Genomic DNA, 24,528 nt, shown 5'->3' on the forward strand with positions numbered 1-24,528 from the left:
GTGCAGCGCGGGTTGTCCGGCACGCACCAGTAGTTGATCAGGCTGGGCTTGGCGCCGGACGTCGCGCTAGTCATGATCGGCTGTGCGAGTGGCGACCGAGCCGGGCCCGTTCAGGGGACACCCGCCCGCGGGCTTCTGTGGCAGCATCACCGCGTCCGTACGGCGCCGCGGGGGAGGACCACCATGGACGAGGATCTCCGGCCACGCGCGGTGTGGCCCGAGGTGGTCGGCGTCGTCGCGGCCGCGGCGGTCGGCCTGGTCGTCGCGGCCGACGGGTTCCCGCTGGCGGTCTTCGCCGTGTTCACCGAAATACTGGTCCGCGGACCCATGGGACCGGGCGTGTACGCGACGGCCGTGCTCGCCGCGGCGATCGCCGTGCCGGCGCTGCTGCCGCGGCTGCCCGGGTGGCTGGTGGCGGCGGCCGGCCTGGCGGTCTACCTCGCCGCCAGCCTGACCACCACCGACCTGATGATGAGGGCCCTGCTACCCATCCAGGTGGGCACGACACGCGAGGTCGCCCTCGCGCTCGCCGCCACCGCCGGCCTCGGGCTCGCCCTCGGCGGCGTGCTGCTCGCCGTCGCCCAGGCGTCGCCAACCACCTCCTGGTGGACCGGTGCGGGCCTGGCCGCCGGGCTGGTCCTGCACCCGGTCGGCACCGACCTGTTCGTCGCGGTGTCGCCTCCGGACGGCACGACGGTGCCGAGCGCGCAGCCGGGTGTCGTCCGCCCCGGCGACCTCATGCTCTGGCTCGCCCTCGGGCTGGTCGTGGTCGCCGCCGTCGTCACGTACGTCCGGGGGAGCGGGAGAGGGATGGTCGGCCCGGCCCGGTTCCGGCCCGGCGCGCCCGTGGCGGTGATCGCCGTCACCGCGCTGTTCCTCGTGGGCTTGGCGCTGCGGATGGGAATGATCCGGGCGTACCGCCCCGGTCCGGACGAGATCGCCCGCCCGGATCGGGCTGCCGAGTCGTTCGCCCAGGTGTCCGCCGTGGTCCTCGCCGCCGTCGCCGCGCTCCTGCTGGCGGCCTACGCGTACCGGCTCGGCCGCGCGCGGGCCGCCCGTTGGGTGGTGCTCGGCGCCGCGGCGGCACCGATCGTGGTGTTCACGTTCCCCCACATCGGCCGGTCGCCGGCGACCCGGACAGCGCTCGTCCTGCTGCTCGGGCTGGGGGCGGTGGCCGGGGGTGCGCTGGCGGGTCGGTACGCGGCGCGGCTGCTGCCCTGGGACGCGCTCGGGCTGGTGGTGGCCGCCGCCGCGACCGCCCTGACCTGGCCGGCGCCCCGGGCGGAACTCCCGTCGTCCGACACGGTGGGGCCGGCGCTGGTCGCCGTCGGCCTCGGCCTGGCCCTCGGGTCCGGCATCGTCCTGGTGACCGGTCCGGCGGGGCCGCCGCCCGCCCGTGAGGCCGGCATGGTGAACGGTGACGGGGCGGGTGTGCTCGTCCTCGGGCCGGCCACGCTGATGCTCTGCGCGACGGCGCTCGCGCCGGTCATGGTTCGCTCCCAGGCCGGCGACGTGACGGGGCAGGAGTCGTCCTTCACCCTTCCGCTCTTCACCACGGTGGGCGCCGTGCTGCTGGTGGTGCTCTTCGGGTTCGCCCGCGCGGTCGACCGTCCTCTTCCGGACCGGAGTGCCGAGCCGGCCGCGTCCGCCACGTAGGGCACGGGTGGTCCTACACGAGCGAGTCGCGCCACTGCCGGTGCAGCGCGGCGTACCGGCCGTCGGCGGCGACCAGCTCGGCCGGCGGGCCGTCCTCGACGATCCGCCCCGATTCCAGCACCACCACCCGGTCGGCGATTTCCACGGTGGACAGCCGGTGCGCGATGACCAGCGCGGTGCGGTCCCGCAGGATGGTGCCGAGGGCGTGCTGGACCGCCCGTTCGGTCGGGACGTCCAGTGACGAGGTCGCCTCGTCGAGGATCAGCACCGCCGGGTCGGCCAGGAACGCGCGGGCGAAGGCGACGAGCTGCCGCTGGCCGGCGGAGAGCCGGCCGCCCCGGCGGTGCACCTGGGTGGCGTACCCCTCGGGGAGCGCGGCGATGAAGTCGTGCGCGCCGATCGCCCGCGCTGCCGCCGCCACGGCGTCGTCGTCGGCGTCGGGACGGCCGAACCGGATGTTCTCCGCGACCGTGCCGCCGAAGAGGTGGGTCTCCTGGGTGACCAGCACGAGCGCGCGGCGCAGGTCGGCGTCCGCGACGTCGCGCAGGTCGACGCCGTCCAGCAGCACCTCCCCGGTCACCGGGTCGTGGAAGCGCGCGAGCAGCTTGGCGACGGTCGACTTGCCGGCGCCGGTCGGGCCGATCAGCGCGACGGTCTGCCCGGCCGGGATGTCGAGGTCCAGGCCGGTGAGGATCGGCGCGTCCGGGCGGTACCCGAAGGTGACCGCCCGGAAGGTGACCGCGCCGCGGGCCGGCCCGGCCGGCAGCGGCACCGGCCGGGCCGGTTCGGGCACCGCGGGCCGCTCGTCGAGCACCCCGGCGAGCTTCTCCAGCGCGGCCGTGGCCGACTGCAGCGAGTTGTAGAACTGGCTCAGCTCCTGCATGGGCTCGAAGAACCGCCGCAGGTAGAGCAGGAAGGCGGCGAGGACGCCGATCTCGGTGTGGCCGTCGAGCACCCGCCAGCCGCCGTAGCACAGCACCACCGCCACGGTGACGTTGCCGATCACCTTGATCCCGGGGGAGTAGGTGGCGATCAGGCGGAAGGCGTGCAGGCTGGCCCGCCGGTAGTCGTCGCTGACCGCCGTGAAGATCCGCTGGTTGCGGCGCTCGCGGCGGTACGCCTGCACCGCCCGGATGCCCCGCATCGACTCGACGACGTGGACGATGACCAGCGCGATCGTCTCCCGCGTGCGCCGGTACGCCGCCGCCGAGGCGCGCGCGAACCAGCGCGACAGCCAGTACAGGAACGGGAACGCGAGCAAAGTCACGCCGGCCAGCGGCGGATCGAGCCAGAGCAGGATGGCGGCGACCGAGAGGATGGACAGGGCGGCGAGCACGAGACTGTCGATGCCGCCGCCGGCCAACTCGCCGATCGAGTCGAGGTCGCTGGTGAGCCGGGAGACCATCCGCCCCGACGTGTACCGCTCGTGGAATCCCACCGACAGCCGCAGGAACTGGCCGTACACCCGCTGTCGCAGGTCGAGCAGGACGGCCTGGCCGATCCGTGCGGAGAGAACGAGGAAGCCGCGGCGTGCCGCGTACTCCATGGCGGTGGCGACGGCGAACGCGGCGGCGATCCCGACCAGCGGGCCGGGATTCCCGGCCCGTAGCGGCGCGATCCCCCGGTCGATGCCGAGCATCACGAGGTACGGCCCGGCCATGCCGGCTGCGTTCTGCCCGAGCAGCAACGCGACCGCGACGGCGAGCCGCCAGCGGTGCGGGCGCAGCAGGTCCCGCAGCAGCACCCGGCTGCGCGCGCGGAGGCGGGCCACCGCCGCGGGGTCGGTGTCCTCGGCGTGGCTGCGGTCGGCGTCCGGGTCGGTGGCGATCCCGCGCCAACTGTCCAGGTCGGGCGGCCGTCGTTGCGGGTCGGGCGGCCGTCGTGGCGACGGCACCGGTCCGGGCGGACCACCGGTGTCGTCGTCGGCCTCCGTCACGACCGCACCAGGCCCCGCCCGTCGGGTGCGGGGCCACCCGCCGCGGGGCCGGGCGCGCGGGTCGGCGGTTCCGCCGAGAGCAGCGCACGGTACGCGGGCACGGCGCCGAGCAGGTGCGAGTGGCGGCCCACCGCCGTGATCCGTCCCTCCTCGAGCAGGGCGACCCGGTCGGCGAGCGTGATGGTGGACGGTCGGTGCGCGACCACCAGCGCGGTGGTGTTGCGCAGCACCCGGCGCAGCGCCGCCTCCACCATCGCCTCGGTGTGCACGTCGAGGGCGGACAGCGGATCGTCGAGCACGAGCACCGCCGGCCGGCCGAGCACGGCCCGGGCCAGCGCCAACCGCTGCCGCTGCCCGCCGGAGAGCGACAGGCCCTGCTCTCCGACGCGGGTGGCGAGCCCCCACGGCAGGTCGTACGCGAAGTCGGCCTGCGCCAGTGCCAGTGCGGCCCGGACCTCCTCCTCACCGGCGTCGGGCCGGCCCAGCGTGAGGTTCTCCCACACCGACATCGAGAACAGGGTGGGCTCCTCGAAGGCCACCCCGACCAGCCGGCGCAGCGAGGCGAGGCGCAGGTCCCGCAGGTCGTGCCCGTCCAGCGTGATCCGCCCGTCGCCCGCCTCGTGCAGCCGGGGCACCAGGGACAGCAGGGTGCTCTTGCCCGAGCCGGTCGCGCCCACCAGCGCCACCGTCTCACCCGGCTCGACGGTCAGGTCGAGGGCCCGCAGGACGGGTGCCGTGGCGCCCGGGTAGCGGAACGAGACCCCTTCGAACGCCAGCCGGCCGCGTACGGCGGCCCGGCCGAGCGCGACCGCGTGCGGACGGTCCACGATGGCGGGCGTGGTGTCCAGCAGCTCCCGGACCCGGTCGGCCGCGGTCGCCGCCTCCTGCCCGCCGGCGATGATCCAGCCGAGGCCCTGCACCGGCCAGACCAGCATGAGCTGGAGGCTGACGAACGCCACCAGTTCCCCGATGGTGAGTGCGCCGCTCGCGGCGGCGGCCGCACCGGCGACCAGCACGACGCCCAGGGTCAGGTTCGGCACCAGGTCGAGCCGGGCCGATGTCGCGGCGAGCAGCCGCCCCTTGCCGACGCCGGTGTCGTGCAGGGCCCGGGCCCCCTCGGCGAACCGTGCGGCGAGTTGCGGCCCCCGCCCGTACGCCTTCATCGTGCGCAGCCCCTGCGCCGTCTCCTCGACCAGGGTCGCCACGTCGCCCTGCTGGTCCTGCATGCGTCGGGAGGCGGTGTGGTACGCCTGCGCGAACCGTCGGGCGATGAGGAACAGCGGCACCGCGCTCGCCGCCACCAGCAGCCCCAGCACGGGGTGCAGCCGGATCAGCAGCACCACCACGACCACGTAGGTGACCAGGTTGAGGATCAGGAAGAACAGGCCGAAGGAGAGGAACCGGCGGATCACCGACAGGTCGGTGGTGATCCGGGACAGCAGCTGACCGGACTGCCACCGGTCGTGGAAGCTCGGCGGCAGCCGTTGCAGGTGGGCGTAGACGTCGGCGCGGATGGCCGCCTCCATGCCGACGGAGGAGGACGACTGCACCCAGCGCCGGATGAAGATCAGCAGTGCCTCGGCGAGACCCAGCAGCAGCGCCAGGCCGGCGAGGCGGACCAGCCCGCCCGGGTCCTGCCGGGCGACCGGGCCGTCCACGACGCGCTGCGCCACCAGGGGCACCGCGATCCCCGCCGCGGTGGCGGCCAGCCCGGCGACGAGCAGCCAGGCGAACTCCGCCGCGTACGGGCGCAGGTAGTGCCGCAGGCGCCAGAGGTTGTGCAGCGGATGTCGGCCCGTGGCGGGGACCGAGTCTCCTTCACTTTCCGCAGGCACTACCCGACGGTAGCGGCAATTGGGAGCGGTGCCGGTGTCAGCTTGTTGTCAAGCGCCGCTCATGACCGAGAAGCCACTTCTTCACGTCCAGCCCCCAGCGGTAGCCGCCGAGCGTCCCGTCGGTGCGCAGCACCCGGTGGCAGGGGACGAAGAGCGCGGCGGCGTTGCGGGCGCAGGCCGCCGCGGCGGCGCGGACCGCCGCCGGGCGTCCGGCCAGCCCGGCGAACCCGGTGTACGTGACCGGCTCGCCCGGCTTCACCTCCCGCAGCACCGTCCACGCGTACGCCATGAACGCCCCACCGGTGTGCTGCTCCACCGGCACGGTGTCGATCGCGGTCAGTTCGCCGTCCAGGTAGGACGCGACGGCGGCGGTGACCGGGCCGAGGTCGGGCCGGGGCCGTAGCGGCGCCCGCAGGCTCGGGTGGATGAGGGGGACCAGGGTCTGCGGGTCGGCGGTGAAGCCGGCGGCCCGGACCGCCCCGTCGGGTCCGGCGACGACGCTGAGCGGGCCGGCCGGGGTGGCGATGACGGTGCTGTCGATCGTGCTCATGCTGCTCTCCAGAGTCGGATGACCGCGTACGAGCGCCAGGGGCGCCAGCGGTCGGCGTACGTGTCGAGGGTCTTCGGGTCGTCCGGCAGGCCGAGGGCGGCGGCGCCGCGGCGTACGGCGAGGTCGGTGGGGAGGAACGTGTCCGGGTCGCCGAGCGCGCGCAGCGCGACGTAGTCCGCCGTCCACGCCCCGATGCCGGGCAGTGCCAGCAGCCGCTGCCGGGTCTCCTCCCGATCCCCACCCGGCTCCAGGTCCAGGACCCCGTCGACCACCGCCCGCGCCAGCCCCCGGATCGTCTCCCGCCGCCCACCCGGCATCCCAAACCCCGAATCCGGCACCCCCAGCACCTCCCCAGCCGACGGAAACCCCCGCAACCCCCGCCCCGCCTCGGCGTGATCATGAAGTTGACGGGTGAGTTGATCTCCTTCGTACCCGCTAACTTCATGATCGACGGCGGCGGTCGGGGCGGGGAGGTGGGTCAGGAGGCGGGTCAGGGTGGTGCGGGCGGACGTCACCGAGACCTGCTGGCCGATGATCGCGCGGACGGCCATCTCGAAGCCGTCGGCGGCGCGGGGGACGCGGATGCCGGGCTCCGCCGCGACCGCCGGGGCGAGGGCGGGGTCGGCGGCCAACGTCTGGTCGACCGCCACCGGGTCGGCGTCGAGGTCGAGCAGGCGGCGGCAGCGGGCCACCGCCGGCGCCAGGTCCCGCATGTCGGTCAGCCGCAGCGTCGCCACCACGTGCCCGTCCGCCGGGGTCAGGGCCGCCTCGCCGGTGCCGTGCGGCAGCCGCAGGCCCCGGTGGTACGTGCCGGCGCGCACCTCGTCGACCGCCGGCAGCGCCCGGAGGGCGAGGAAGTCCAGCAGGGCCCGGGCGTGCAGCGGCGGCCGGTACGCGAGCCGTACGGTGATCGTGCCCGCCCCGGCCGGCGCCGGACGCTGGCCCCGGGCGGTCCGCAGCTCGGTCGGCGCGACCCCGTACACCTCGCGGACCGTGTCGTTAAACTGCCGGACGCTGCCGAACCCGGCCGCGAACGCGACGTCCGCCATCCCGAGCGCGGTGGTCTCGATCAGGGTCCGCGCGGTCTGCGCGCGCTGCGCCCGGGCCAGGGCGAGCGGGCCGGCGCCCAACTCGGCGCGGAGCATCCGGTGCAGGTGCCGCTCGGTGTAGCCGAGCCGCGCCGCGAGGCCCGGCACCCCGTCCCGGTCGACGACACCGTCGGCGATCAGCCGCATGGCGCGACCCACCACGTCGGCCCGGACGTCCCACTGCGGGGACCCGGGCGCGGCGTCCGGCCGGCACCGGCGGCAGGCGCGCAGGCCGGCGCCCTGTGCGGCGGCGGCCGACGGGAAGAACCGGACGTTCTGCCGCTTCGGGGTGATCGCCGGGCAGGACGGCCGGCAGTAGATGCCGGTAGAGGTCACGCCGGTGTAGAACCAGCCGTCGAACCGCTGGTCGCGGCTGTCGACGGCCCGGTAGCACCGTTCGAAGTCCAGGTCCACGCACCGATGATGCCTCCGCGCCGGACGCGTCTGCTGGCGGGAATCGGACGTGGCCGTGGACCGGCTAGCTTGCGTGCTCCAGCGCCCAGGCCAGCGCCTCGTCCGCGATCCGCTCCGAGCCCTGCTGCGCCGGCAGCAGGTGGGCGTAGCCCGGGTACTCACGGATCTCCGTGACCGCGTTCGGCGTGTAGTGCGCCACGTTCGACCGCTGCACCGCGGGCGGCATCAGGTGGTCCTCGCCGCCGGAGATGAACAGCAGCGGCGCCCGGGCGTCGTTCCGGTAGTCGACCCAGGTGTCCTGCCGGCCGGGCTGGACGTTGGCGAGCAGGCTGCCCCAGAAGATCGCCGCGGAGGCGGGGACGTGGTAGCGCCGGTACAGGGCGAGCGACTCCTCCTCCGGGAACGTGTTGGTGAACGCGTACCGCCACTGCTCGGGGCTGAGTCCGGTCGCCCGCTCGCGGTCGAACGGATGGCGTAGCACCGGGAAGGACGCCTTGAGCTGCGCCGGGGGCGCCACCTTGACGCCCTCGGTCGGTGCCGAGTTGAGGGCGACGCCGGCCGCGCCGAAGCCGTGGTCGAGCAGGATCTGGGCGAACGCGCCGCCCGCGGAGTGGCCCATGATGATCGGCGGCCGGTCCAGCTCGCGGAGCACGGCCTCGAGGGACGCGATGATGTCCGGCACGGTCAGTCGCTCGATCGGGGTCGGGTCGGAGTTCAGTGCCTCCACGCCCACCTCGAAGCCCGGATAGCCGGGCGTGAGGACCCGGTACCCCTGGGCCTCGTAGTGGGCCTTCCACCCCTCCCAGCTCAGCGGGGTCACCCAGAAGCCGTGGATGAGCACGATCGTGTCGGGCTTCATGACACCCCCCGGCTACCTGGCCCGTCCTGCGGAGCCTAGCCGCGCGTTCGCTCCGGTCGTGCGGGAAACTGTCGGTTGTGGCCGGTACCGTCCCGCCATCAACTCAAGAAGGGGTGCGGCGATGGCGAGCGGGGCGGGTCGGCAGGCGGCGTCGACGCGGGACGGGCACCCTCCGCTGGAGCGGGCGGTGGTGCAGGGCTTCTACTTCCGCATGCGGGCCGTCGCTCCCGCTGCGGTCGGCGCCCTCGACCGGGACCGCGCCGGTGACCCGGGGCGCGCCTTCGGCGACACCGCCTGCGGCCGGCTCGTCCGTTCATTGGACGACGACGGGCTGCGCGCCCTCGGCATGTGGGTGCACCACTGGTGCATGCGGTTCTACGACGACGACACCCGGGCCGCGCTGCGCCTGCTGCGGGAGATCGCCGCCCGGCCCGGCCTGGGCTGGACGGCCGACGAGGTCCGGTGGATGCTCCGCGAGTCGTACGCGACCGTCCCGGCCGCCGACGCCCGGTTCACCCTGCCGCTCGCCGCCGCCGCCGAGCTGGCCCCCGGCACGCTGCGGATCGAGCCCGTCGTCCCCCGCCAGCCCGGTCCCCGCGACTGACGCTCGCCGGCCGGCCGGCGTGGGGGAAGCTGGCCGGCCACGGTGGCGCCGACGGCCAGCGCGAAGCCGGCGAGCTGCCACCCGGTCAGCGCCTGGCCGAGCACCGCCCAGCCGAGCACGGCGGCGGTCAGCGGGCTCAGCGCGCCGAGCAGGGAGACCTGGGTGACGGGCAGCCGGGCGGCCCCGCGGAACCAGAGGGCGTACGCCAGGGCCGTGCCGACCAGCGTCAGCCAGGCGTACCCGGCCAGCGCGGGCGGGTCGGGGCGCGGCACCGCCCCCTCGACCAGCACGGCGACGGGCACCACCAGCAGCCCGCCGGCGGTGAGCTGCCACCCGGTGGCGGTGAGTGTCCCGACCCCCGGTGGGCGTCCCCACCGCCGGGTCAGCACCAGCCCGGTCCCCATCGCCGCGGTGGCGGTCAGCCCGGCCGCCACGCCGAGGGCGTCCAGCCCGGCGCCCGGGCGGAGCACCACCAGCGTGACCCCGACCAGCGCTGTCACCGCCGCGGCGAGCGCCCACCGGCGGGGACGCTCGCGGAGCACCAGCACGGTGAGGCCGGCGACCAGCAGGGGTTGGGTGGCGCCGAGGACGGCGGCCGTCCCGCCGGGCAGCCGGTACGCGGCCAGGAAGAGCAGCGGGAAGAACGCGCCGATGTTCAGCGCGCCGAGCACGGCGCTCCGCCACCACCAGGAGCCGTGTGGCCGGTGCCGGGTGACGGCGAGCAGCAGCAGCCCGGCGGGCAGGGCCCGGAACGCGCCGGACCAGAGCGGCCGGTCCGGCGGCAGTAGTTCGCTGGTGACCAGGTACGTGGTTCCCCAGGCGATCGGCGCCGCAGCGGTGACCAGGGGGTCGAGCCGGCGGTGGTCCATGGGCTCCTCCTCAAAATGCTCTTCGCTAAGTAGCTTAGTGCTAAGCTACTTAAAGTCGAGTGATGCGAGGGGTGCGAGGTGCGGCACAATCCGGATGTGGCGCAACGGGACGACGTCGACGGCATCGTCGAGCAGTGGCGGCGGGAACGCCCGGGCATGCGACCCGAGCCGATGGCCGTCTTCGGCCGCATCTACCGGCTGGCCCGCCTGGTCGGCGACGAGCAGGAGCGCACGTACGCCCGATGGTCGATCAGCCGGGGAGAGTTCGACGTGCTCGCCGCGCTGCGCCGCGCCGGTGCCCCGTACACGCTGCCGCCGAAGGCGCTCGCCGCGTCGATGATGCTCACCTCGGGCGGCATGACCGGCCGGCTCGACCGGCTGGAACGGGCCGGACTGGTCCGCCGCTCGCCCGATCCGGCGGACCGGCGGGGCCTCCAGGTGACCCTCACCGACGCCGGCCGGGAGTTGGTCGAGGAGGCGGCGGAGGCGGGTCTCGCGGTGCAGCGCCGGCTGCTCGACGCGCTGCCACCGGAGGACCAGGAGCGCCTCGGCGACCTGCTGCGTACCCTCCTCGGCGCGGTGACCGACGTCGACCGCTGACCTGCGCCGCGCGCCAGACCCGTCCGCGCCGCCGACTCCTGTTGATCAAGAGGTTGTGGGGCCGGGAGACGCTTTCCACCGCCCAACTGCTCTTGATCGACCCGGTCGGTGACGAGCCGACGTGGCGGTGGCCGATGAGCGGGATGCGCGCGGGCTGCGGCAGGATGGGCGGCGCTCCCGACGGAAGGACGACCGTGGCCGCCAGCGAACCGACCATCCTCGCGACCAGCATGGGCATCTACGCGCCGCGCAAGGACGGTGCGGCCCGGCGGATCAACCCGATCTTCCACCTGGCCGCCGACCTGGCCGAGGCCGGGCGCGAGCCCAGGATCTGCTTCCTCAACCAGGCCGAGGGGGACCAGCCCACCACGCTGACCCGGGTGTACGAGGCGTTCGCCGGCAGTCGCTTCCGCATGACCCACCTGGCGCTGTTCCCGATGCCGAACGTCGACGACGTCCGGGCGCACCTGCGGGCGCAGGACGTGATCTGGGTCGGCGGTGGCAGCGTGGTGAACCTGGTGGCCGTGTGGGGGGTGCACGGCCTCGGCGAGATCCTGCGGGAGTGCTGGGAGGCCGGCGTCGTGCTGGGCGGCGTGTCGGCCGGCTCCATCTGCTGGCACACCGGTGGCGCCACCGACAGCTTCGGCCCCACGCTGCGCGGCTTCACCGGCGGGCTGGGCTGGCTGCCGTACGGCAACGGCGTGCACTACGACAGCGAGGAGCAGCGCCGGCCGCTGATGCACCGGCTGGTCGGCGACGGAACGCTGCCGACCGCGCACTGCACCGACGACGGCACCGGCCTGCTCTACCGGGGTGAACGGCTGGTCGAGGCGGTCGCGGACCGTCCGGGGGTGTCGGCGTACGAGGTCAGCCGGGGCCCGGACGGCAGCGTACGCGAAACGCCGATCGGCCCGCGCCTGCTCGACTGACCGGGCCCCGCGTCAGACCCGGTCCTCGAAGGCGGCGCAGACGGTGGCCCGGACCCCGGGCCCCTCGACCGCCCGCAGCAGCGCCCCGGCGACGACCCGTGCCGGTGGAGCCCGAAAGCCGAGCCAGGTGCCGGCGGCCGGTGGGCACCGGCGTAAGCTGGCTCGTCGTGAGTCTCACCATCGGCATCGTCGGCCTACCCAACGTCGGCAAGAGCACGCTGTTCAACGCCCTGACCAAGAACGACGTGCTCGCGGCGAACTACCCCTTCGCCACCATCGAGCCCAACGTCGGTGTCGTCGGTCTGCCGGACGAGCGGCTGCACAAGCTCGCCGAGATCTTCACCTCGCAGAAGGTGATCCCCGCGCCGGTGTCGTTCGTCGACATCGCCGGCCTGGTGCGCGGCGCCTCCAAGGGGCAGGGGCGGGGCAACGCGTTCCTCGCCAACATCCGCGACGCCTCCGCGATCTGCCAGGTGGTGCGCGCCTTCTCCGACCCGAACGTGGTGCACGTCGACGGCAAGGTCTCCCCGGCCGACGACATCGAGACGATCAACACCGAGCTGATCCTCGCCGACATCCAGACGCTGGAGAAGGCCGTGCCGCGGCTGGAGAAGGAGGCCAAGCTCCGCAAGGACCGGGCCGCCGCCCTGGCCGCCGCCAAGGCCGCCGTTGACGTGCTCGACGGTGGTACCACCCTCTACGCGGGCGCGGCCGCCGCCGGGATCGAGCTGGAGCACCTGCGTGAGCTGCACCTGCTCACCACCAAGCCGTTCCTGTACGTCTTCAACGTCGACGAGGCCGAGCTGGCCAACGCGGAGTTCCTCGACGAGCTGCGCGCCCTGGTCGCCCCGGCCGAGGCCGTCTTCATGGACGCCAAGATCGAGTCCGAGCTGGTGGACCTGCCCGAGGAGGAGGCCCGCGAGCTGCTGGAGTCGATCGGGCAGTCCGAGCCCGGGCTGGACCAGCTCGTCCGGGTCGGCTTCCGGACGCTCGGGCTCCAGACGTACCTCACCGCCGGCCCCAAGGAAGCGCGGGCCTGGACCGTCCCGATCGGCGCGACCGCGCCGGAGGCCGCCGGGGTCATCCACTCCGACTTCCAGCGCGGCTTCATCAAGGCCGAGGTCGTCTCCTACGGCGACCTGGTCGCGGCCGGCAGCATGGCCGCGGCCAAGGCGGCGGGCAAGGTCCGCATCGAGGGCAAGGAGTACGTCATGCAGGACGGCGACGTGGTGGAGTTCCGCTTCAACGTCTGAATCCGGCCCATTCCTGCAGCTCAGGAGGTTGGTGCCTCGCCCTGGGGCACGCCGGGGGCACAACCCCACGCCTCGTCGACCGCCCGGCGGGTCCGCTCCTCCGAGTCCGGCATCAGGTGACCGTACGTCGACAGGACGAGGGTCGCGTTCGAAGCCGACATCGTCGGAGAATCGCGGCGGCCTCCAACAGCGGCGCATCTTCGCCAACAGCCGCGGAAAGGGTACTTTTCGGCTAGCCGGGTGGTGACGGCGGCTCGGGTGGACGTCCGCGGGCGCGGGTTGCGTCGGCGATGGCGATCCCGGTAAGGACCGCGATGGCCGCGATGGCGGCCAGTAGCGGCGGCAGGAGGAGCATCGGCGGTGTCAGGGCGACCAACACGAGCAGCCCGATCACCCGGTCCCGGGACACGCGGCTGAACACCGCGTACTCGAAGAAGGAACGCCCGACCAGGAACAGCGCGGGCCCGCCGAGGATGACGGCGACCCAGGCCGGCCGTGTGTCCCCGAGTGGATGGGCGATGACGAGTTCGTCGCCCACCGCGGTCGCGACGATGCCGGCCATCATGAGCAGATGAGCGGTTAGCGCCGACACGGCTATGCGGTCTGGGTGGATCGCCGCTGCGATGGCAGCCGGCAACAACTCTCCCGAGCGGTAGATGTAGATCCGCCAGAACAGCGCCGTGCCAACGAAAGACACCACGAACGCCGCGGTCCGATCAGCCGCGAAACCGCTGCCACTGAGGGTCAACGCGGTGACCAGGATCAACTCGCCGAGCGCGATGATAAAGAGCTGCCGGTACCGCTCGGCCAGATGCTCGGCCGCGATCGGGAACTCCGATTCGGGCGAGCGACCCAACCTCGGAGTGGGGAAGCGCAATCCGCGTGCCGTGTAGTCCAGGGCCACCGCCAGCGTCCACAGCGCCCCGCGCACCGCACCGTGCGCGAGCGCCCCCGCGATCCACGGCACCGCCGACACACCAAACCAGAACAACACCCGCACGCTTCTGCTCTGCAATTCATGGCCACGCAGAGCGAGGACGAGGAAGAGTTGGCGGCCGACATGGATGGCGACGTACGTGCCTGCGAAGACCAGACCTCGCTCGCCGAACGCGTCGGGCAGCGCGACCACCATCACCAAACTGCCGAGCATGGTCGCGGTGACCAGCAGCTGTAGCGCCGGCTGCTGCGGGTCGTAGAAGTCGGTTATCCACGCCGTGACGGACCAGACCCACCACATCGCCAACAGCAGCACCAGCGTCTGGAAGGCGCCGCTCCACGTGAGATCCTGGATCAGCCCGTGCGAGAGCTGGACGAGCGCGACGACGAACACCAAGTCGAAGAACAGCTCCAGGAAGTTTGCCCGCCACGGCGCTTCGGGCCCTCGCAGCAGCTTGGCACCGCTCGCCGTCATCATCCCGCCCGTTCTGCCGGCTTTTGTCGGGGGCTTGAAGCATTCGTACCACGCGGCGACGTTGGCGAGGAGGATCTGTGGCCGCGGCCGCGTTACACGGGCTGTCGGGTCTCAGGACCTGCGTGACAGATCAGTCTCGGGACGTGGGTGACACGTCCCGGCGACGAATTTGTGATGATCAGTCCTGGTCCGCAGAAAGTCCTGCCAGTTGCTGCGTTACGGCCACGGGCCGAGTGTCTCAGGCCCGATCTCGTAGGTGCGGCCCGGCTCGTTGAAGCGACCGGCGGGCGCAGCCGGGCCATCACCGTCACCGTACGGCTGCCGGCAGCACCCAGGGCTCGTGCGGTCCCGCCCGCCGACTAGGCTCCTCGTAGTGCGCGTCCTCTTCTTCAACAATCCGATCAACGGCCATTTCCTGCCCCTACTCCCGTTGGCCCGTGCCCTGCGCAAGCGGGGGCATTCCGTTGCCTTCGTCAGCGCCGCCGGCATGGCCGCTGCCGTCGAGGCGGAAGGCTTCGAGCTGATCGCCGCCGGTCCGACAGCGGGCGTGGTGATCGACGAGCTGGCGCGTCGAACCGGCACCAACATCCTGGTCAGCAGGACGCCGGAACTCGTCGGCGAGTTCTTCGCCGGGGTGCGCGTCGACCTGGCCGTGGACGAGGCTCTGGCCGGGTCGCGTGCCTGGCGGCCGGATCTGGTCGTCTCCGAGCACCTCGACTTCGTGGGTCCGCTCGTCGCGGCCATGATCGAGCTGCCGTCCGCGGCGGTGGCGATCGACCCGGCGCTGGAGCCGGGATCCCTGGCCGCCCTTGCCGTGGCGGCGCGCTCCCGGTACCTCAGTCGCGGTCTGGCCGCGCCGGACCACGTGCCGTCCGGCCGCTGGCTGCTCGACCTCTGCCCACCGAGCCTGCAACGGGGCGGTGCGCTGCCGCCGCTCGATCACATCGCGCTGCGGCCGGAGCCGCACCAGGCCCCCGACGGCGCGCCGCGTGCGGCCCGCGTTCCGGGTACCGGCCGACCCCGCGTACTGGTCAGCCTCAGTACCGCTCCCGGGGCCCCGTCCGCGCTCGGCCCGGTGCTTCGGTCGTTGAGCGCCCTCGACGTCGACCTGGTGGCGGCGACGGGCGGCCGCCCGGCTGAGGAGTTCGGACTGGAGCCGGGACGGGTGGAACTGTTCTCCTTCGTGCCGGCGGCGGAGCTGCTGGACGGCGTCACGGCCGTGGTCCACCACGGCGGTTCGGGCACGACCTTCGGCACGGCGGCGCGCGGCCTCCCCGCCGTCGTCGTGCCCGGCACGGAAGGGCAGGAGCGCCAGGCGAAGCGCGTCGAGGCTGCCGGAGCCGGACTGGCCCTGCCGATCGGGGAGCAGGAACCTTCGGCCGTCGCCGCCGCGCTGGCCCGGCTGCTCACCGAGCCCGCGTTCACCGTGGCGGCACAGCGTCTCAGTGACGAGATCGCCGCCATGCCGTCGGCCTCCGAGGTGGCTGAACGCCTGGTCGCGTACGTCTCCGAAAGCGGCGCCGTGGCACCCCTGCGGTGATTCTCCGCACGGCACGCGGAGTAGCCGTTCATCGCGGACCATGCCCGATGGACGTCCGGCGTCTCCGGCAAGGTACGTCGGCAGCCGCTCGGCGACCACGATGACCGATTGCCGCCAGACGGGTCAGCGTCGGGGCGGCAGCCTCGACGGCATGCCGAGCACCAGCCGAGCCAGTGGTCCCGTGCCCTTCGCACACTGGTACACCTTCGCCGAGGGCGGTCCCGTGCACCGCGCCCGCCTGCCGTTCCCGTCGGCGGCGCCCGCCCCGTTCGAGGTCGCCCGGTGGTCGGTGGCCCCCGGGACGTCCAACGATCTCGACGTCCACCGGTCCCGTGAGGTGTGGGTCATCGTGACGGGCACCGGCACGTTGACGTGGGCCGACCAGACGACCGCTGTCGGCGCCGGGGATGTCGTGGCCTTCGAGAGCCAGGTGCCGCACCAGGTTCGCAACGACGGACCCGAGCCGCTCCTCGCCATCTCCGTGCACTGGCTGGAGGACGACCTCAGCGGCTAGACGGGTGTCGCGCTGGCACCTGCTTCTGGCTGCCTCGTCTAGGTCGCTTCGGCAGGTGCGGGGGTGGCCGGTCGGGTGGCGGGTCGGGCGAGGACTGCCGCCGTGACCAGCGCGATCACCAGCCATGGCACCAGCACGGGCGCCAACGCCCGCCACGCGGGCCAGGTCGGCGCGGCCAGCCCGTCGGTGAGCAGATCGGACCAGGTGGACTGCGCACCCGGCAGCAGGCCGACGGTCACCAGGGCGGCGGCGAGCGGCTGCCGGCGGGTGCGAGCCAGCAGGAGGAACAGTCCCGCGCCGGCGAGCGCGCCGAGCACGGTGCCGCCGACCACGGCGACCTCGAAGCCGGCGGGCGGTGCCGCCGTGACGGCGAGGCGGGTGCCGGTCGGGTGCTGCACGAGCGTGACGAGCAGCCCGTCCCGCTCGACCCGCCAGCCGTCGCACGGACTGCCCGGCACGGCGCGGCCGTCCCGCCAGCCCCGGGATTCCGCGGTACGCCGCAGGAGCCCGGTGAGCGCGCAGTCCGGGCTCTCCCCGTAGTGCAGCTCGGTGCGCCCGGAGCCGTAGTCGTCGTCGGCGAGGACGACGCCGTACCGCCAACCTCGCACGATCATCGATCCCGATGCGTGGGTGCCGGGGAGCAGCTCCTCCGCCACGGCCGTCGACCGCTCCGGGGTGGGCGGGGTGGCACCCCGGCCGCCGTACCAGGCTCCCGCGCTCAGCCCGGCCGTGCCCAGCAACACCGCGCCGAGCAGAACCATCACCACGCGTAGCGCCCGTCCACCCACCGAACTCACCGTCTCCCCGTCGAGTGCGGCACAGCGTAGCTTTCACCGTCCATCAGGGCTGCCCCGGTGGACGGTGATAATCAGCCGGCAGGAAGTCGAGTGGATCAGTCGGCCGGACGGGTCAGCTCGACCTCGTCACCCGGATGGAGCTGGACCTGATGGTTCTGGTCGCGGACCTCAAGTACCGGCACGCCTTCGTCCATGTCCATCCGGCGGCGCTCGTTGCTGGTGGGCATTCGGGCGATCACCGACGCGCCCGGCGGTAGCTCCACGCGCCTGCGCTGCGGCTGTGGTCGAACGGTCGTGCCGTGGCCTCGGCTGGTGTTGACCAGGCCCTCGTACCGCAAGACCGAGATGGCCATTCGGACGGCATCCCTACCGATCCCGTACTCCTGACTCAGTCGCGCCTCGCTGCCGATCTGGGCGCCAGGGGTGAGTTCGCCGGACTCGATCTGATCGCGGAGCAGGTCGGCGAGCTGGACGTAGACCGGCGTGTGCGACCGCGGATCGATACTCATGCGTCAAGCCTTGACACCTCATGGATACGTGTGCTCTTACCCGTATGGCCTTGTGGCCATAGGGCGATTCCTATAGGGTCGTCGTCACGGTGGGTGGTCGCTAGGTGCAAATCTCGCAATCACCCTTCCGAGCAGCAGCTCTGCTGCCGCGCCGCCGGCTCTGGCTGCGATCGCAGGGCCGGTGGCCGTTCGTTCGCGGCGGGCGGCCGGGCCACTTCGGCCAGGGCGGCGGGTGACCGGCCCGATACATCACGGAGGTGACACGCGTGAATTTCTTCCGGCGCGGGGGCGCGCACGAGCGGAGCCCGGCGACCAGCCGGCCGGCCGGTTACCGTTCGGTCTCGTACCATCCGCTGCGCCCCTGGCAGGTGCAAGAGCGTCGGTTCAGGCCCAGCCGGTTCGGTCGGCGCGGTCTCGACCCGGACGACGTCCACGAGTTCCTGAACCGGGTGGCCGACGATCTCTCCACGGTCTACGACGCGCTCGGCGTCAGCCGGCAGGAGACGACGCGGATCAAGGACGCGCTGCGGCACTGGCAGTCGGAGCAGGCCCGCCGCCGCAACGTCGGAGCCTTCCGCTGATGGCGGCCGATCCGGGGCGGTTCGTCATCCACCTGCCCGTCGTCACCCGGGACCTGTCGTCCGCCGTACGCCTGGCGCGGGTCGTCGCGCGGTGGGCGAGCGTGCTCCCGCAGACCGACCCCGGCGAGACCACGGTGTCCGTCGAGGACGCGCAGCACCTGCGGCACCGGGCCTTCTGTGACACGCTGCTGCCCGGCGGCCGCCGCTGCGGGCGGCGCGACGACCACGACGGGCCGTGCTCGGTGCGCCCGCCGAGATTCTGACCGCCCGACGGTCCGGATCGGGGGCGGCCGTTCGTCATCCTCATGACGCATTCGCGAGAGGAGCACACGATGAAGTACCTGATGTTCGTCTGCACCGACACCGAGCCGGACACCGACCGCTCGGACTGGCCCGATGTCGAGGTCTGGGTGGCGGAGAACGACAGCCGGGGGCGGCGGCTGACCGGCGAGCGCCTCGCCGAGCCGTCGGCCGCGACCACGGTCCGCGTCCGCAACGGTCAACTGCTGGTCTCCGACGGCCCGTTCGCCGAGACCAAGGAGGTCATCGTCGGCTTCGACCTGCTGGAGTGCGCCGACCTGGACGAGGCGATCGAGGTGGCGCGTACCCATCCGATGGCCCGGGGCGGGCGCATCGAGCTGCGGCCCTTCGCGGACCTGGATGACTGACGGACCGGGGCCGACGCGCGGCGGCGCGGTGGCGGCGGCCGAGGCCGTCGCCACCGCCGGCCGGGAGGCGTACGCGCGGATCGTCGCCGCCCTCATCCGGGTCACCGGGGACTGGACCCTCGCGGAGGACTGCGCCCAGGAGGCGCTGGCGAGCGCGGTGCAGCGGTGGCCGGTCGAGGGCGTCCCGGGGAACCCGGGCGGCTGGCTGATGACCGTGGCCCGTAACCGGGCGGTCGACGTGCTGCGCCGGGCCCACGTCGAGCGCCGGAAGCTGCGGGATCTGGCGGTGCTGGCGTCGACCGGGCCGGACGTCGAGGCCCCGCCGGGGGAGGGGGAGATCGTGGACGACCGGCTGCGGCTCGTGTTCACCTGCTGCCACCCGGCCCTGGCACTGGAGGCCCGGGTCGCGCTGACACTGCGTACCGTCTGCGGGGTGTCCACCACGGACATCGCACGGGCGTTCCTCGTCTCCGAGGCGACGATGACGCGGCGGCTCACCCGGGCCAAGGCGAAGATCCGGGCGGCGCGCATCCCGTACCGGGTGCCGACCGGGCGGAACCTCGACGAGCGGCTTCCCGGCGTGCTGGCCGTGCTGTATCTGCTCTTCACGCGCGGGTACGACGCCGACGGTCAGCCCGCCTTCGCCGACGAGGCGATCCGGTTGGCGCGGCTGCTGGACCGGCTGATGCCGGGGCAGCCCGAGGTGGCCGGGCTGCTGGCGCTCGTGCTGCTGCACGACTCCCGCCGCGACGCGCGGCGGGACGGCGACGGGAACCTGCTGACCCTGGACCGGCAGGACCGGTCCCGGTGGGATCAGGCGCTGATCGCCGAGGGCCTCGCCGCCCTGGCCCGCGCCGGGCACGGCCGGTACGCCCTCCAGGCCCGGATCGCGGCGTGCCACGCCACCGCCGCGTCCGCCGAGGCCACCGACTGGCCGGCGATCGCCCGGGCGTACGACCGGCTGGCCGACCTCCAGCCGTCACCGGTGGTCGAGCTGAACCGGGCCGTCGCCCACGGCTACGCGTACCGGCCGGAGGCGGGTTTGAGCCTGCTGGCGGCGGCGCGGGCGGGCGGGGCGCTCGACGGGTATCCGCTTGCCATCGCCGCCGAGGCGGACCTGACCGCCCGGCGAGGGGACACCGCGCGGGCGGCGGCGCTGTTCCGCGAGGCGGCGGCCGCCCACTCCGGGGCCGAACGCCGCGCCCTGCTGGACCGGGCGGCCGAGCTGCGCCCCTGACCTGCGGCAGATCGTGGAAGCCTGCGGCCCCTCCCGGGGCCGGAACTCTCCAGGATCTCGGCAAGGAGCGCGTCAGCTGATGTAGTGGAGGATCACGTTGTGGACGTGGTGGCTCTTCTGGGCGCCGCGGAACTCCACCTCGTAGGTGTGCGTGCCGACGTGGATGGCGATGGCGCCGGTGGAGAAGAACGAGCCGCCCCACGACTTGTTGCTGACCACGCTCACGCTGGTGATCTTCGAGTACGGGATGCTGGTGATCGCGTACCGCTTGCCGATGAACGAGCGGTCCTGGATGATCACGCGCCGGTCGGTCAGGCCGATGAAGCCGGTGCCGGTGCCGACGGCGTCGTAGACGGCGATGATCTGCTCACCCTCGAGCAGGCCGCTCTGGATCTGCTGGAACTGCTCCTTGCGGTCGTACGTCGCGTTCGCCATGACCTCAGCGTAGGCCGGGCGGACCACCACCAAGATCAACTAGCGGTGGGGCTGGTGAGGCCGCAACTTCGGGGAAGTTGCTGCCTCGCCGCGGCGCGAGGCGACAAGTTCGGGGAAGTTGCTGCCTCGCCGCGGCGCGCGGCGGTACCCGCGGGACGTGCCGGGCTGACCAGACGCCGGATCGCCAGAGGCGGGAGATCAGGACTCGGTGACCGCGCGGTACGCGTCCTCGATGCGGGCCGCCAGCAGGACCTCGCCCTCGGTGAGCGGCGCGTTGCCGTGCCCCACCCGGATCAGCGTGTGGTCGACGCGCCGGCTGATCTCGGGGCGCAGGTGCAGCGCGTCGGCGACGACCTTGACCCGCTCGGTGAGCGCCGCGTGCTGCGAGTCGTCGATGACGAGGGTGCGTCGGATCTGCTCACCCTCCCGGGTCCAACCGGGGAGAAGGGTCAACGCGTCGCTGAGGTAGTCGTGCTTCCCCCGCCCGCCGAACAGCACACGCATCACCACACCTCCCAGGCGCCGTTGCCGGCTTGTGGCCAAATCGTCGCCGTCCCGTGTCTTGCCGGTGGCTCTAGTCTGTCGGCGCACGGTGAGTGTGTCCACGGCCACACTTCCGTGTCTTCTTGGCCTGACGGTCGGCCACGGTACCCAAACCGCCGATTGATCTGGCACGCTGGACGCCCGTGCGGACCGAACGGGCCAACGACGGCGGGCAGGTTGAGCGACGGGAGCCGAAGGTGATCGTCGGTGCGGCGATCATCCGGGACGGGCGGGTGCTCGCCTGCGCGCGTTCCGCGCCTCCCGAGGTGGCGGGCATGTGGGAGTTCCCGGGCGGCAAGGTCGAGCCGGGGGAGACCGAGACCGCCGCCCTGGCCCGCGAGTGCGCCGAGGAGCTCGCCGTCCGCGTCGAGATCGGCGACCGGGTCGGCCGCAACGTACGGATGGCCCACGGCCGCTCGGTGCTCAAGGTGTACGCGGCCCGCCTGCTGCACGGCGACCAGCCGCAGCCCCTGGAGCACTCGGCGCTGCGCTGGCTCTCCGCCACCGAACTGGACACCGTCACCTGGCTTCCCGCCGACGCCCCGATCGTCGCCGCACTCCGGCCCCTCCTGGCCGCCGACTGACCGTTCCCCCGACCGGACGGCCGGGCCGAAAAGGGACGGGGGCCGGCGGCGTGTGCCGCGGCCCCCGTCATCGTCTCGACCGATCTCAGTGCTTGTCCTGCTCCGGGTGGGCGAAATTGAGGTGCTCCGGCGGCAGCGGGAACGTCACGTCGTCGCCGAACGGCGACGGTGCGGCCGCGCGGTCGAAGGTGAGCTCGGTCAGGGGCATCCGACCCGACGAGTCGACGGCCGGCGCGGTGGGCTTGGGCACCTCCCGGTGCCAGTTGACGCCCTGCTGCGCCTGCGTCTCCGACTGCGGGTCGTGCGAGCCACCCGCGTGCGAGTGGACCCCGGCCGGGCCCGCCGCGGCGTGGGCGCCGACGGCACCCGGGGAGTGCTCACCGGTCACGATGGTCTGAGGCACCTGACCCCTCCGGAAGATCTTGCTACCAAGCCACACGAGGGGATCGTACCTGCGGTCGACGACCCGCTCCTTCATGGGGATGATCCCGTTGTCGGTGATCTTGATGTGCTCCGGGCAGACCTCGGTGCAGCACTTGGTGATGTTGCAGTAGCCCAGGCCCTGCTCGGCCTGCGCGTACTCCTTGCGGTCGGTCCGCGCGTCCAGCGGGTGCATGTCCAGCTCTGCGGCGCGGATGAAGTACCGCGGCCCGGAGAAGGCCGTCTTGTTCTCCTCGTGGTCCCGGACGACATGGCAGACCGTCTGGCACAGGAAGCACTCGATGCACTTGCGGAACTCCTGCGAGCGCTCCACGTCGACCTGCTGCATCCGGTAGTCGCCCGGCGCGACCCCGGGCGGTGGGGCGAACGCCGGCGTCTCCCGGGCCTTCTCGTAGTTGTACGAGACGTCGGTGACCAGATCCCGGACGACGGGGAAGGTGCGCAGCGGCGTGACGGTGATCGTCTCGTCCTCGGCGAACGTCGACATCCGGGTCATGCAGCTGAGCTTCGGCTTGCCGTTGATCTCCATTGAGCAGGAGCCGCACTTGCCTGCCTTGCAGTTCCAGCGGCAGGCCAGGTCCGGCGCGTCGGTGGCCTGGAGCCGGTGGATGATGTCGAGGACCACCTCGCCCTCGTTGACCTCGACCATGTAGTCCTGAAGGTCGCCGCCGGTCTCGTCGCCCCGCCAGATGCGGAACTGCCTCTTCGTAGCCGGCTTGCCGGCCGCCTCGGTCTTGTCGGTGCCCATTACTTGCCCGCCTCCTCAGCGAGGGCGTCGAACTCCGTCAGCTCCTCGTCGGTCAGGTACTTGGCCAGCTCCGCCCGGTCGAAGAGCGCGACCAGCTCCGGGCGCATCTTCGGCAGCGGCTTGCGGTCCAGGCGAACGGTGTCGCCCTCCAGCGAGCAGACCAGGTTGACCCGGCGCCACGCCGGGTCCATCGCCGGGTAGTCCTCCCGGGTGTGGCCGCCCCGCGACTCCTGCCGCTCCAGCGCCGCCTTCGCGGTGCACTCCGAGACGACCAGCATGTTGCGCAGGTCCAGGGCCAGGTGCCAGCCGGGGTTGTAGCGCCGGCCGCCGGCCGCGCTCACCTTGGCCACCCGCTCGCGCAGCTCGCCGAGCCGGCTCAGCGCCTCCACCAGCTCGCCCTCCCGCCGGATGATGCCGACCAGGTCGCCCATCACCGCCTGGAGGTCCTGCTGGAGGGTGTACGGGCTCTCGCCGGTGTCCCGCTGCAGCGGCGCCAGGGCCGTCTCCACCGCGGCCTCCACCACGGTCACCGGCACCCGCGGCCGGGCGGCCAGACCGTCGGCGTACGAGGCGGCGTGACCGCCCGCGCGCTTGCCGAAGACGAGCAGGTCGGACAGGGAGTTGCCGCCGAGCCGGTTGGAGCCGTGCATGCCGCCGGACACCTCGCCGGCGGCGAACAGCCCGCGCACCTGCCCGAACGCCGCGCCGGAATCCGGGTCGACCTCGACGCCACCCATCACGTAGTGGCAGGTCGGGCCGACCTCCATCGGCTCCCTGGTGATGTCGACGTCGGCCAGCTCCTTGAACTGGTGGTACATCGACGGCAGGCGGCGGCGGATCTCCTCGGCCGGCAGCCGGGAGGCGATGTCCAGGTAGACGCCGCCGGCGGGCGTGCCCCGGCCGGCCTTGACCTCGCTGTTGATGGCGCGGGCGACCTCGTCGCGGGGCAGCAGCTCCGGCGGGCGCCGGTTGTTGTCCGGGTCGTCGTACCAGCGGTCCGCCTCGGCCTCGTTGTCCGCGTACTGCTTGCGGAACACGTCCGGCACGTAGTCGAACATGAACCGCTTGCCGTCGGAGTTCTTGAGGACGCCGCCGTCACCGCGGACCGACTCGGTGACCAGGATGCCCTTGACCGAGGGCGGCCAGACCATGCCGGTCGGGTGGAACTGGAGGAACTCCATGTTGATCAGCGTCGCCCCGGCGCGCAGCGCCAACGCGTGGCCGTCCCCGGTGTACTCCCACGAGTTCGAGGTGACCTTGTACGAGCGGCCGACACCACCGGTCGCCAGCACCACCGCGGGGGCCTCGAAGAGGACGAACTCGCCGGACTCCCGGTAGTAGCCGAACGCCCCGGCGATCCGGTCCCCGTCGAGCAGCAGCTCGGTGATCGTGGTCTCGGCGAAGACCTTGAGCCGGGCGTCGTACGAGCCGTGCTCGCGCTTGTCCTCCTGCTGGAGGGAGACGACCTTCTGCTGGAGGGTGCGGATCAACTCCAGGCCGGTGCGGTCGCCGACGTGCGCCAGCCGCGGGTACTCGTGGCCACCGAAGTTGCGCTGCGAGATCTTCCCGTCCTTGGTGCGGTCGAAGAGCGCACCGTACGTCTCCAGCTCCCAGATCCGCTGCGGCGACTCCTTTGCGTGCAGCTCGGCCATCCGGAAGTTGTTGAGGAACTTGCCGCCGCGCATCGTGTCGCGGAAGTGCACCTGCCAGGTGTCCCGGCTGTTCACGTTGCCCATCGCGGCGGCGGCGCCGCCCTCGGCCATCACCGTGTGGGCCTTGCCGAAGAGCGACTTCGAGATGATCGCCGTCTTCTTGCCGGCGAGCCGGGCCTCGATCGCCGCCCGCAGCCCGGCGCCGCCGGCCCCGATCACGACGACGTCGTAGTGGTGTCGTTCGATTCGCGTGGTAGTGGTCATATCAGGGGCCC

The 24,528-nt window shown here is 73.0% G+C and carries 25 protein-coding genes and 1 pseudogene; 12 read left to right on the forward strand and 14 right to left on the reverse strand.

What is annotated here, in order from left to right:
- Positions 1-183: 183 nt before the first annotated feature.
- Complete coding sequence (locus GKC29_RS08830) at positions 184-1,656, forward strand: hypothetical protein (RefSeq protein WP_155330356.1); 1,473 nt, start codon at positions 184-186, stop codon at positions 1,654-1,656.
- A 13-nt stretch (positions 1,657-1,669) separates the two neighbouring features.
- On the opposite strand, the gene GKC29_RS08835 is transcribed toward GKC29_RS08830, so the two are convergent.
- The 5 genes from GKC29_RS08835 to GKC29_RS08855 all read right to left on the reverse strand — a co-directional run bounded on the left by GKC29_RS08835 (position 1,670) and on the right by GKC29_RS08855 (position 8,338).
- A complete protein-coding gene (locus tag GKC29_RS08835) occupies positions 1,670-3,592 on the reverse strand; it encodes an ABC transporter ATP-binding protein (RefSeq protein WP_155330357.1) in 1,923 nt (640 codons plus the stop codon).
- A complete protein-coding gene (locus GKC29_RS08840; RefSeq protein ID WP_155330358.1) occupies positions 3,589-5,427 on the reverse strand; it encodes an ABC transporter ATP-binding protein in 1,839 nt (612 codons plus the stop codon). Before GKC29_RS08840 ends, GKC29_RS08835 begins: the two co-directional genes overlap by 4 nt.
- Positions 5,428-5,464: 37 nt before the next feature.
- A complete protein-coding gene (locus GKC29_RS08845) occupies positions 5,465-5,977 on the reverse strand; it encodes a methylated-DNA--[protein]-cysteine S-methyltransferase (protein WP_155330359.1) in 513 nt (170 codons plus the stop codon).
- Positions 5,974-7,479 carry an AlkA N-terminal domain-containing protein gene (locus GKC29_RS08850; protein ID WP_155330360.1) on the reverse strand — a complete coding sequence of 502 codons (1,506 nt, stop codon included), beginning with the start codon at positions 7,477-7,479 and terminating at the stop codon, positions 5,974-5,976. The genes GKC29_RS08845 and GKC29_RS08850 overlap by 4 nt, the downstream gene beginning before the upstream one ends.
- 64 nt (positions 7,480-7,543) lie before the next feature.
- On the reverse strand, positions 7,544-8,338 hold the full coding sequence (locus GKC29_RS08855) for an alpha/beta hydrolase (RefSeq protein WP_155330361.1): 795 nt from the start codon (positions 8,336-8,338) through the stop codon (positions 7,544-7,546).
- A gap of 121 nt (positions 8,339-8,459) precedes the next feature.
- Here GKC29_RS08855 and GKC29_RS29870 point away from each other — a divergent pair, with 121 nt between their 5' ends.
- Entirely contained in the window at positions 8,460-8,942 is a 483-nt protein-coding gene (locus GKC29_RS29870) for a hypothetical protein (RefSeq protein WP_230688962.1), read from the forward strand.
- Positions 8,943-8,995: 53 nt separating this feature from the next.
- Here the strand turns inward: GKC29_RS29870 and GKC29_RS08860 are convergent.
- Positions 8,996-9,811 (reverse strand): annotated as a pseudogene (locus GKC29_RS08860) (EamA family transporter); the annotation flags it as partial.
- Between the two features lie 96 nt (positions 9,812-9,907).
- Here GKC29_RS08860 and GKC29_RS08865 point away from each other — a divergent pair.
- The 3 genes from GKC29_RS08865 to ychF all read left to right on the forward strand — a co-directional run bounded on the left by GKC29_RS08865 (position 9,908) and on the right by ychF (position 12,593).
- Complete coding sequence (locus tag GKC29_RS08865; protein WP_230688963.1) at positions 9,908-10,411, forward strand: MarR family winged helix-turn-helix transcriptional regulator; 504 nt, start codon at positions 9,908-9,910, stop codon at positions 10,409-10,411.
- Between the two features lie 164 nt (positions 10,412-10,575).
- Entirely contained in the window at positions 10,576-11,340 is a 765-nt protein-coding gene (locus GKC29_RS08870) for a peptidase E (protein WP_196255898.1), read from the forward strand.
- A 167-nt stretch (positions 11,341-11,507) separates the two neighbouring features.
- Positions 11,508-12,593 carry a redox-regulated ATPase YchF gene (gene ychF, locus GKC29_RS08875; protein ID WP_155330364.1) on the forward strand — a complete coding sequence of 362 codons (1,086 nt, stop codon included), beginning with the start codon at positions 11,508-11,510 and terminating at the stop codon, positions 12,591-12,593.
- Positions 12,594-12,613: 20 nt separating this feature from the next.
- On the opposite strand, the gene GKC29_RS08880 is transcribed toward ychF, so the two are convergent.
- Complete coding sequence (locus tag GKC29_RS08880; protein ID WP_230688964.1) at positions 12,614-12,754, reverse strand: hypothetical protein; 141 nt, start codon at positions 12,752-12,754, stop codon at positions 12,614-12,616.
- Positions 12,755-12,825: 71 nt separating this feature from the next.
- On the reverse strand, positions 12,826-14,007 hold the full coding sequence (locus tag GKC29_RS08885; RefSeq protein ID WP_230688965.1) for a low temperature requirement protein A: 1,182 nt from the start codon (positions 14,005-14,007) through the stop codon (positions 12,826-12,828).
- A gap of 370 nt (positions 14,008-14,377) precedes the next feature.
- On the opposite strand from GKC29_RS08885, the gene GKC29_RS08890 reads away from it, so the two are divergent.
- Positions 14,378-15,544, forward strand: coding sequence for a glycosyltransferase (locus tag GKC29_RS08890; RefSeq protein WP_155330365.1), 1,167 nt, complete (start codon positions 14,378-14,380; stop codon positions 15,542-15,544).
- A gap of 151 nt (positions 15,545-15,695) precedes the next feature.
- On the forward strand, positions 15,696-16,058 hold the full coding sequence (locus tag GKC29_RS08895; RefSeq protein ID WP_196255840.1) for a cupin domain-containing protein: 363 nt from the start codon (positions 15,696-15,698) through the stop codon (positions 16,056-16,058).
- Between the two features lie 38 nt (positions 16,059-16,096).
- On the opposite strand, the gene GKC29_RS08900 is transcribed toward GKC29_RS08895, so the two are convergent.
- Both GKC29_RS08900 and GKC29_RS08905 read right to left on the reverse strand, forming a co-directional pair.
- On the reverse strand, positions 16,097-16,846 hold the full coding sequence (locus tag GKC29_RS08900; RefSeq protein WP_230688966.1) for a hypothetical protein: 750 nt from the start codon (positions 16,844-16,846) through the stop codon (positions 16,097-16,099).
- A 104-nt stretch (positions 16,847-16,950) separates the two neighbouring features.
- Positions 16,951-17,364: a winged helix-turn-helix domain-containing protein gene (locus tag GKC29_RS08905; RefSeq protein WP_155330367.1), complete on the reverse strand. Its 414-nt coding sequence runs from the start codon at positions 17,362-17,364 to the stop codon at positions 16,951-16,953.
- Positions 17,365-17,630: 266 nt separating this feature from the next.
- Here GKC29_RS08905 and GKC29_RS08910 point away from each other — a divergent pair, with 266 nt between their 5' ends.
- From GKC29_RS08910 to GKC29_RS08925, 4 genes are all read left to right on the forward strand, one after another.
- Positions 17,631-17,945, forward strand: coding sequence for a DivIVA domain-containing protein (locus GKC29_RS08910; protein ID WP_155330368.1), 315 nt, complete (start codon positions 17,631-17,633; stop codon positions 17,943-17,945).
- Positions 17,945-18,208, forward strand: a complete 264-nt coding sequence (locus GKC29_RS08915; protein ID WP_155330369.1) for a hypothetical protein — start codon at positions 17,945-17,947, stop codon at positions 18,206-18,208. The genes GKC29_RS08910 and GKC29_RS08915 overlap by 1 nt, the downstream gene beginning before the upstream one ends.
- A gap of 69 nt (positions 18,209-18,277) precedes the next feature.
- Positions 18,278-18,613, forward strand: a complete 336-nt coding sequence (locus GKC29_RS08920; RefSeq protein WP_155330370.1) for a YciI family protein — start codon at positions 18,278-18,280, stop codon at positions 18,611-18,613.
- Positions 18,606-19,850, forward strand: a complete 1,245-nt coding sequence (locus tag GKC29_RS08925; protein ID WP_155330371.1) for an RNA polymerase sigma factor — start codon at positions 18,606-18,608, stop codon at positions 19,848-19,850. Before GKC29_RS08920 ends, GKC29_RS08925 begins: the two co-directional genes overlap by 8 nt.
- A 72-nt stretch (positions 19,851-19,922) precedes the next feature.
- Here GKC29_RS08925 and GKC29_RS08930 read toward each other — a convergent pair whose 3' ends face one another.
- Both GKC29_RS08930 and GKC29_RS08935 read right to left on the reverse strand, forming a co-directional pair.
- Positions 19,923-20,285 (reverse strand): PH domain-containing protein, encoded by a 363-nt coding sequence (locus GKC29_RS08930; RefSeq protein ID WP_130320299.1) that lies wholly within the window; start codon positions 20,283-20,285, stop codon positions 19,923-19,925.
- Between the two features lie 198 nt (positions 20,286-20,483).
- Positions 20,484-20,789, reverse strand: a complete 306-nt coding sequence (locus GKC29_RS08935; protein WP_155330372.1) for a 4a-hydroxytetrahydrobiopterin dehydratase — start codon at positions 20,787-20,789, stop codon at positions 20,484-20,486.
- 182 nt (positions 20,790-20,971) lie between these two features.
- On the opposite strand from GKC29_RS08935, the gene GKC29_RS08940 reads away from it, so the two are divergent.
- Positions 20,972-21,412 carry a (deoxy)nucleoside triphosphate pyrophosphohydrolase gene (locus GKC29_RS08940; protein ID WP_155330373.1) on the forward strand — a complete coding sequence of 147 codons (441 nt, stop codon included), beginning with the start codon at positions 20,972-20,974 and terminating at the stop codon, positions 21,410-21,412.
- Positions 21,413-21,497: 85 nt separating this feature from the next.
- On the opposite strand, the gene GKC29_RS08945 is transcribed toward GKC29_RS08940, so the two are convergent.
- Positions 21,498-22,601 (reverse strand): succinate dehydrogenase/fumarate reductase iron-sulfur subunit, encoded by a 1,104-nt coding sequence (locus GKC29_RS08945; RefSeq protein WP_155330374.1) that lies wholly within the window; start codon positions 22,599-22,601, stop codon positions 21,498-21,500.
- Positions 22,601-24,517: a fumarate reductase/succinate dehydrogenase flavoprotein subunit gene (locus GKC29_RS08950; RefSeq protein WP_155330375.1), complete on the reverse strand. Its 1,917-nt coding sequence runs from the start codon at positions 24,515-24,517 to the stop codon at positions 22,601-22,603. Before GKC29_RS08950 ends, GKC29_RS08945 begins: the two co-directional genes overlap by 1 nt.
- Between the last annotated feature and the right edge of the window lie 11 nt (positions 24,518-24,528).

The sequence above is a fragment of the Micromonospora sp. WMMC415 genome (assembly GCF_009707425.1).
Taxonomy (GTDB): domain Bacteria; phylum Actinomycetota; class Actinomycetes; order Mycobacteriales; family Micromonosporaceae; genus Micromonospora.

Coding starts and splice junctions, on each gene's coding strand:
- GKC29_RS08945 (WP_155330374.1), bottom strand. CDS start 22,601: ATGGGCACCGACAAGACCGAGGCGGCCGGCAAGCCGGCTACGAAGAGG.
- GKC29_RS08905 (WP_155330367.1), bottom strand. CDS start 17,364: ATGAGTATCGATCCGCGGTCGCACACGCCGGTCTACGTCCAGCTCGCC.
- GKC29_RS08855 (WP_155330361.1), bottom strand. CDS start 8,338: ATGAAGCCCGACACGATCGTGCTCATCCACGGCTTCTGGGTGACCCCG.
- GKC29_RS08935 (WP_155330372.1), bottom strand. CDS start 20,789: ATGCGTGTGCTGTTCGGCGGGCGGGGGAAGCACGACTACCTCAGCGAC.
- GKC29_RS08915 (WP_155330369.1), top strand. CDS start 17,945: ATGGCGGCCGATCCGGGGCGGTTCGTCATCCACCTGCCCGTCGTCACC.
- GKC29_RS08925 (WP_155330371.1), top strand. CDS start 18,606: ATGACTGACGGACCGGGGCCGACGCGCGGCGGCGCGGTGGCGGCGGCC.
- GKC29_RS29870 (WP_230688962.1), top strand. CDS start 8,460: ATGGCGAGCGGGGCGGGTCGGCAGGCGGCGTCGACGCGGGACGGGCAC.
- GKC29_RS08880 (WP_230688964.1), bottom strand. CDS start 12,754: ATGTCGGCTTCGAACGCGACCCTCGTCCTGTCGACGTACGGTCACCTG.
- GKC29_RS08870 (WP_196255898.1), top strand. CDS start 10,576: ATGGGCGGCGCTCCCGACGGAAGGACGACCGTGGCCGCCAGCGAACCG.
- GKC29_RS08845 (WP_155330359.1), bottom strand. CDS start 5,977: ATGAGCACGATCGACAGCACCGTCATCGCCACCCCGGCCGGCCCGCTC.
- GKC29_RS08830 (WP_155330356.1), top strand. CDS start 184: ATGGACGAGGATCTCCGGCCACGCGCGGTGTGGCCCGAGGTGGTCGGC.
- GKC29_RS08885 (WP_230688965.1), bottom strand. CDS start 14,007: ATGATGACGGCGAGCGGTGCCAAGCTGCTGCGAGGGCCCGAAGCGCCG.
- GKC29_RS08920 (WP_155330370.1), top strand. CDS start 18,278: ATGAAGTACCTGATGTTCGTCTGCACCGACACCGAGCCGGACACCGAC.
- GKC29_RS08930 (WP_130320299.1), bottom strand. CDS start 20,285: ATGGCGAACGCGACGTACGACCGCAAGGAGCAGTTCCAGCAGATCCAG.
- GKC29_RS08950 (WP_155330375.1), bottom strand. CDS start 24,517: ATGACCACTACCACGCGAATCGAACGACACCACTACGACGTCGTCGTG.
- GKC29_RS08895 (WP_196255840.1), top strand. CDS start 15,696: ATGCCGAGCACCAGCCGAGCCAGTGGTCCCGTGCCCTTCGCACACTGG.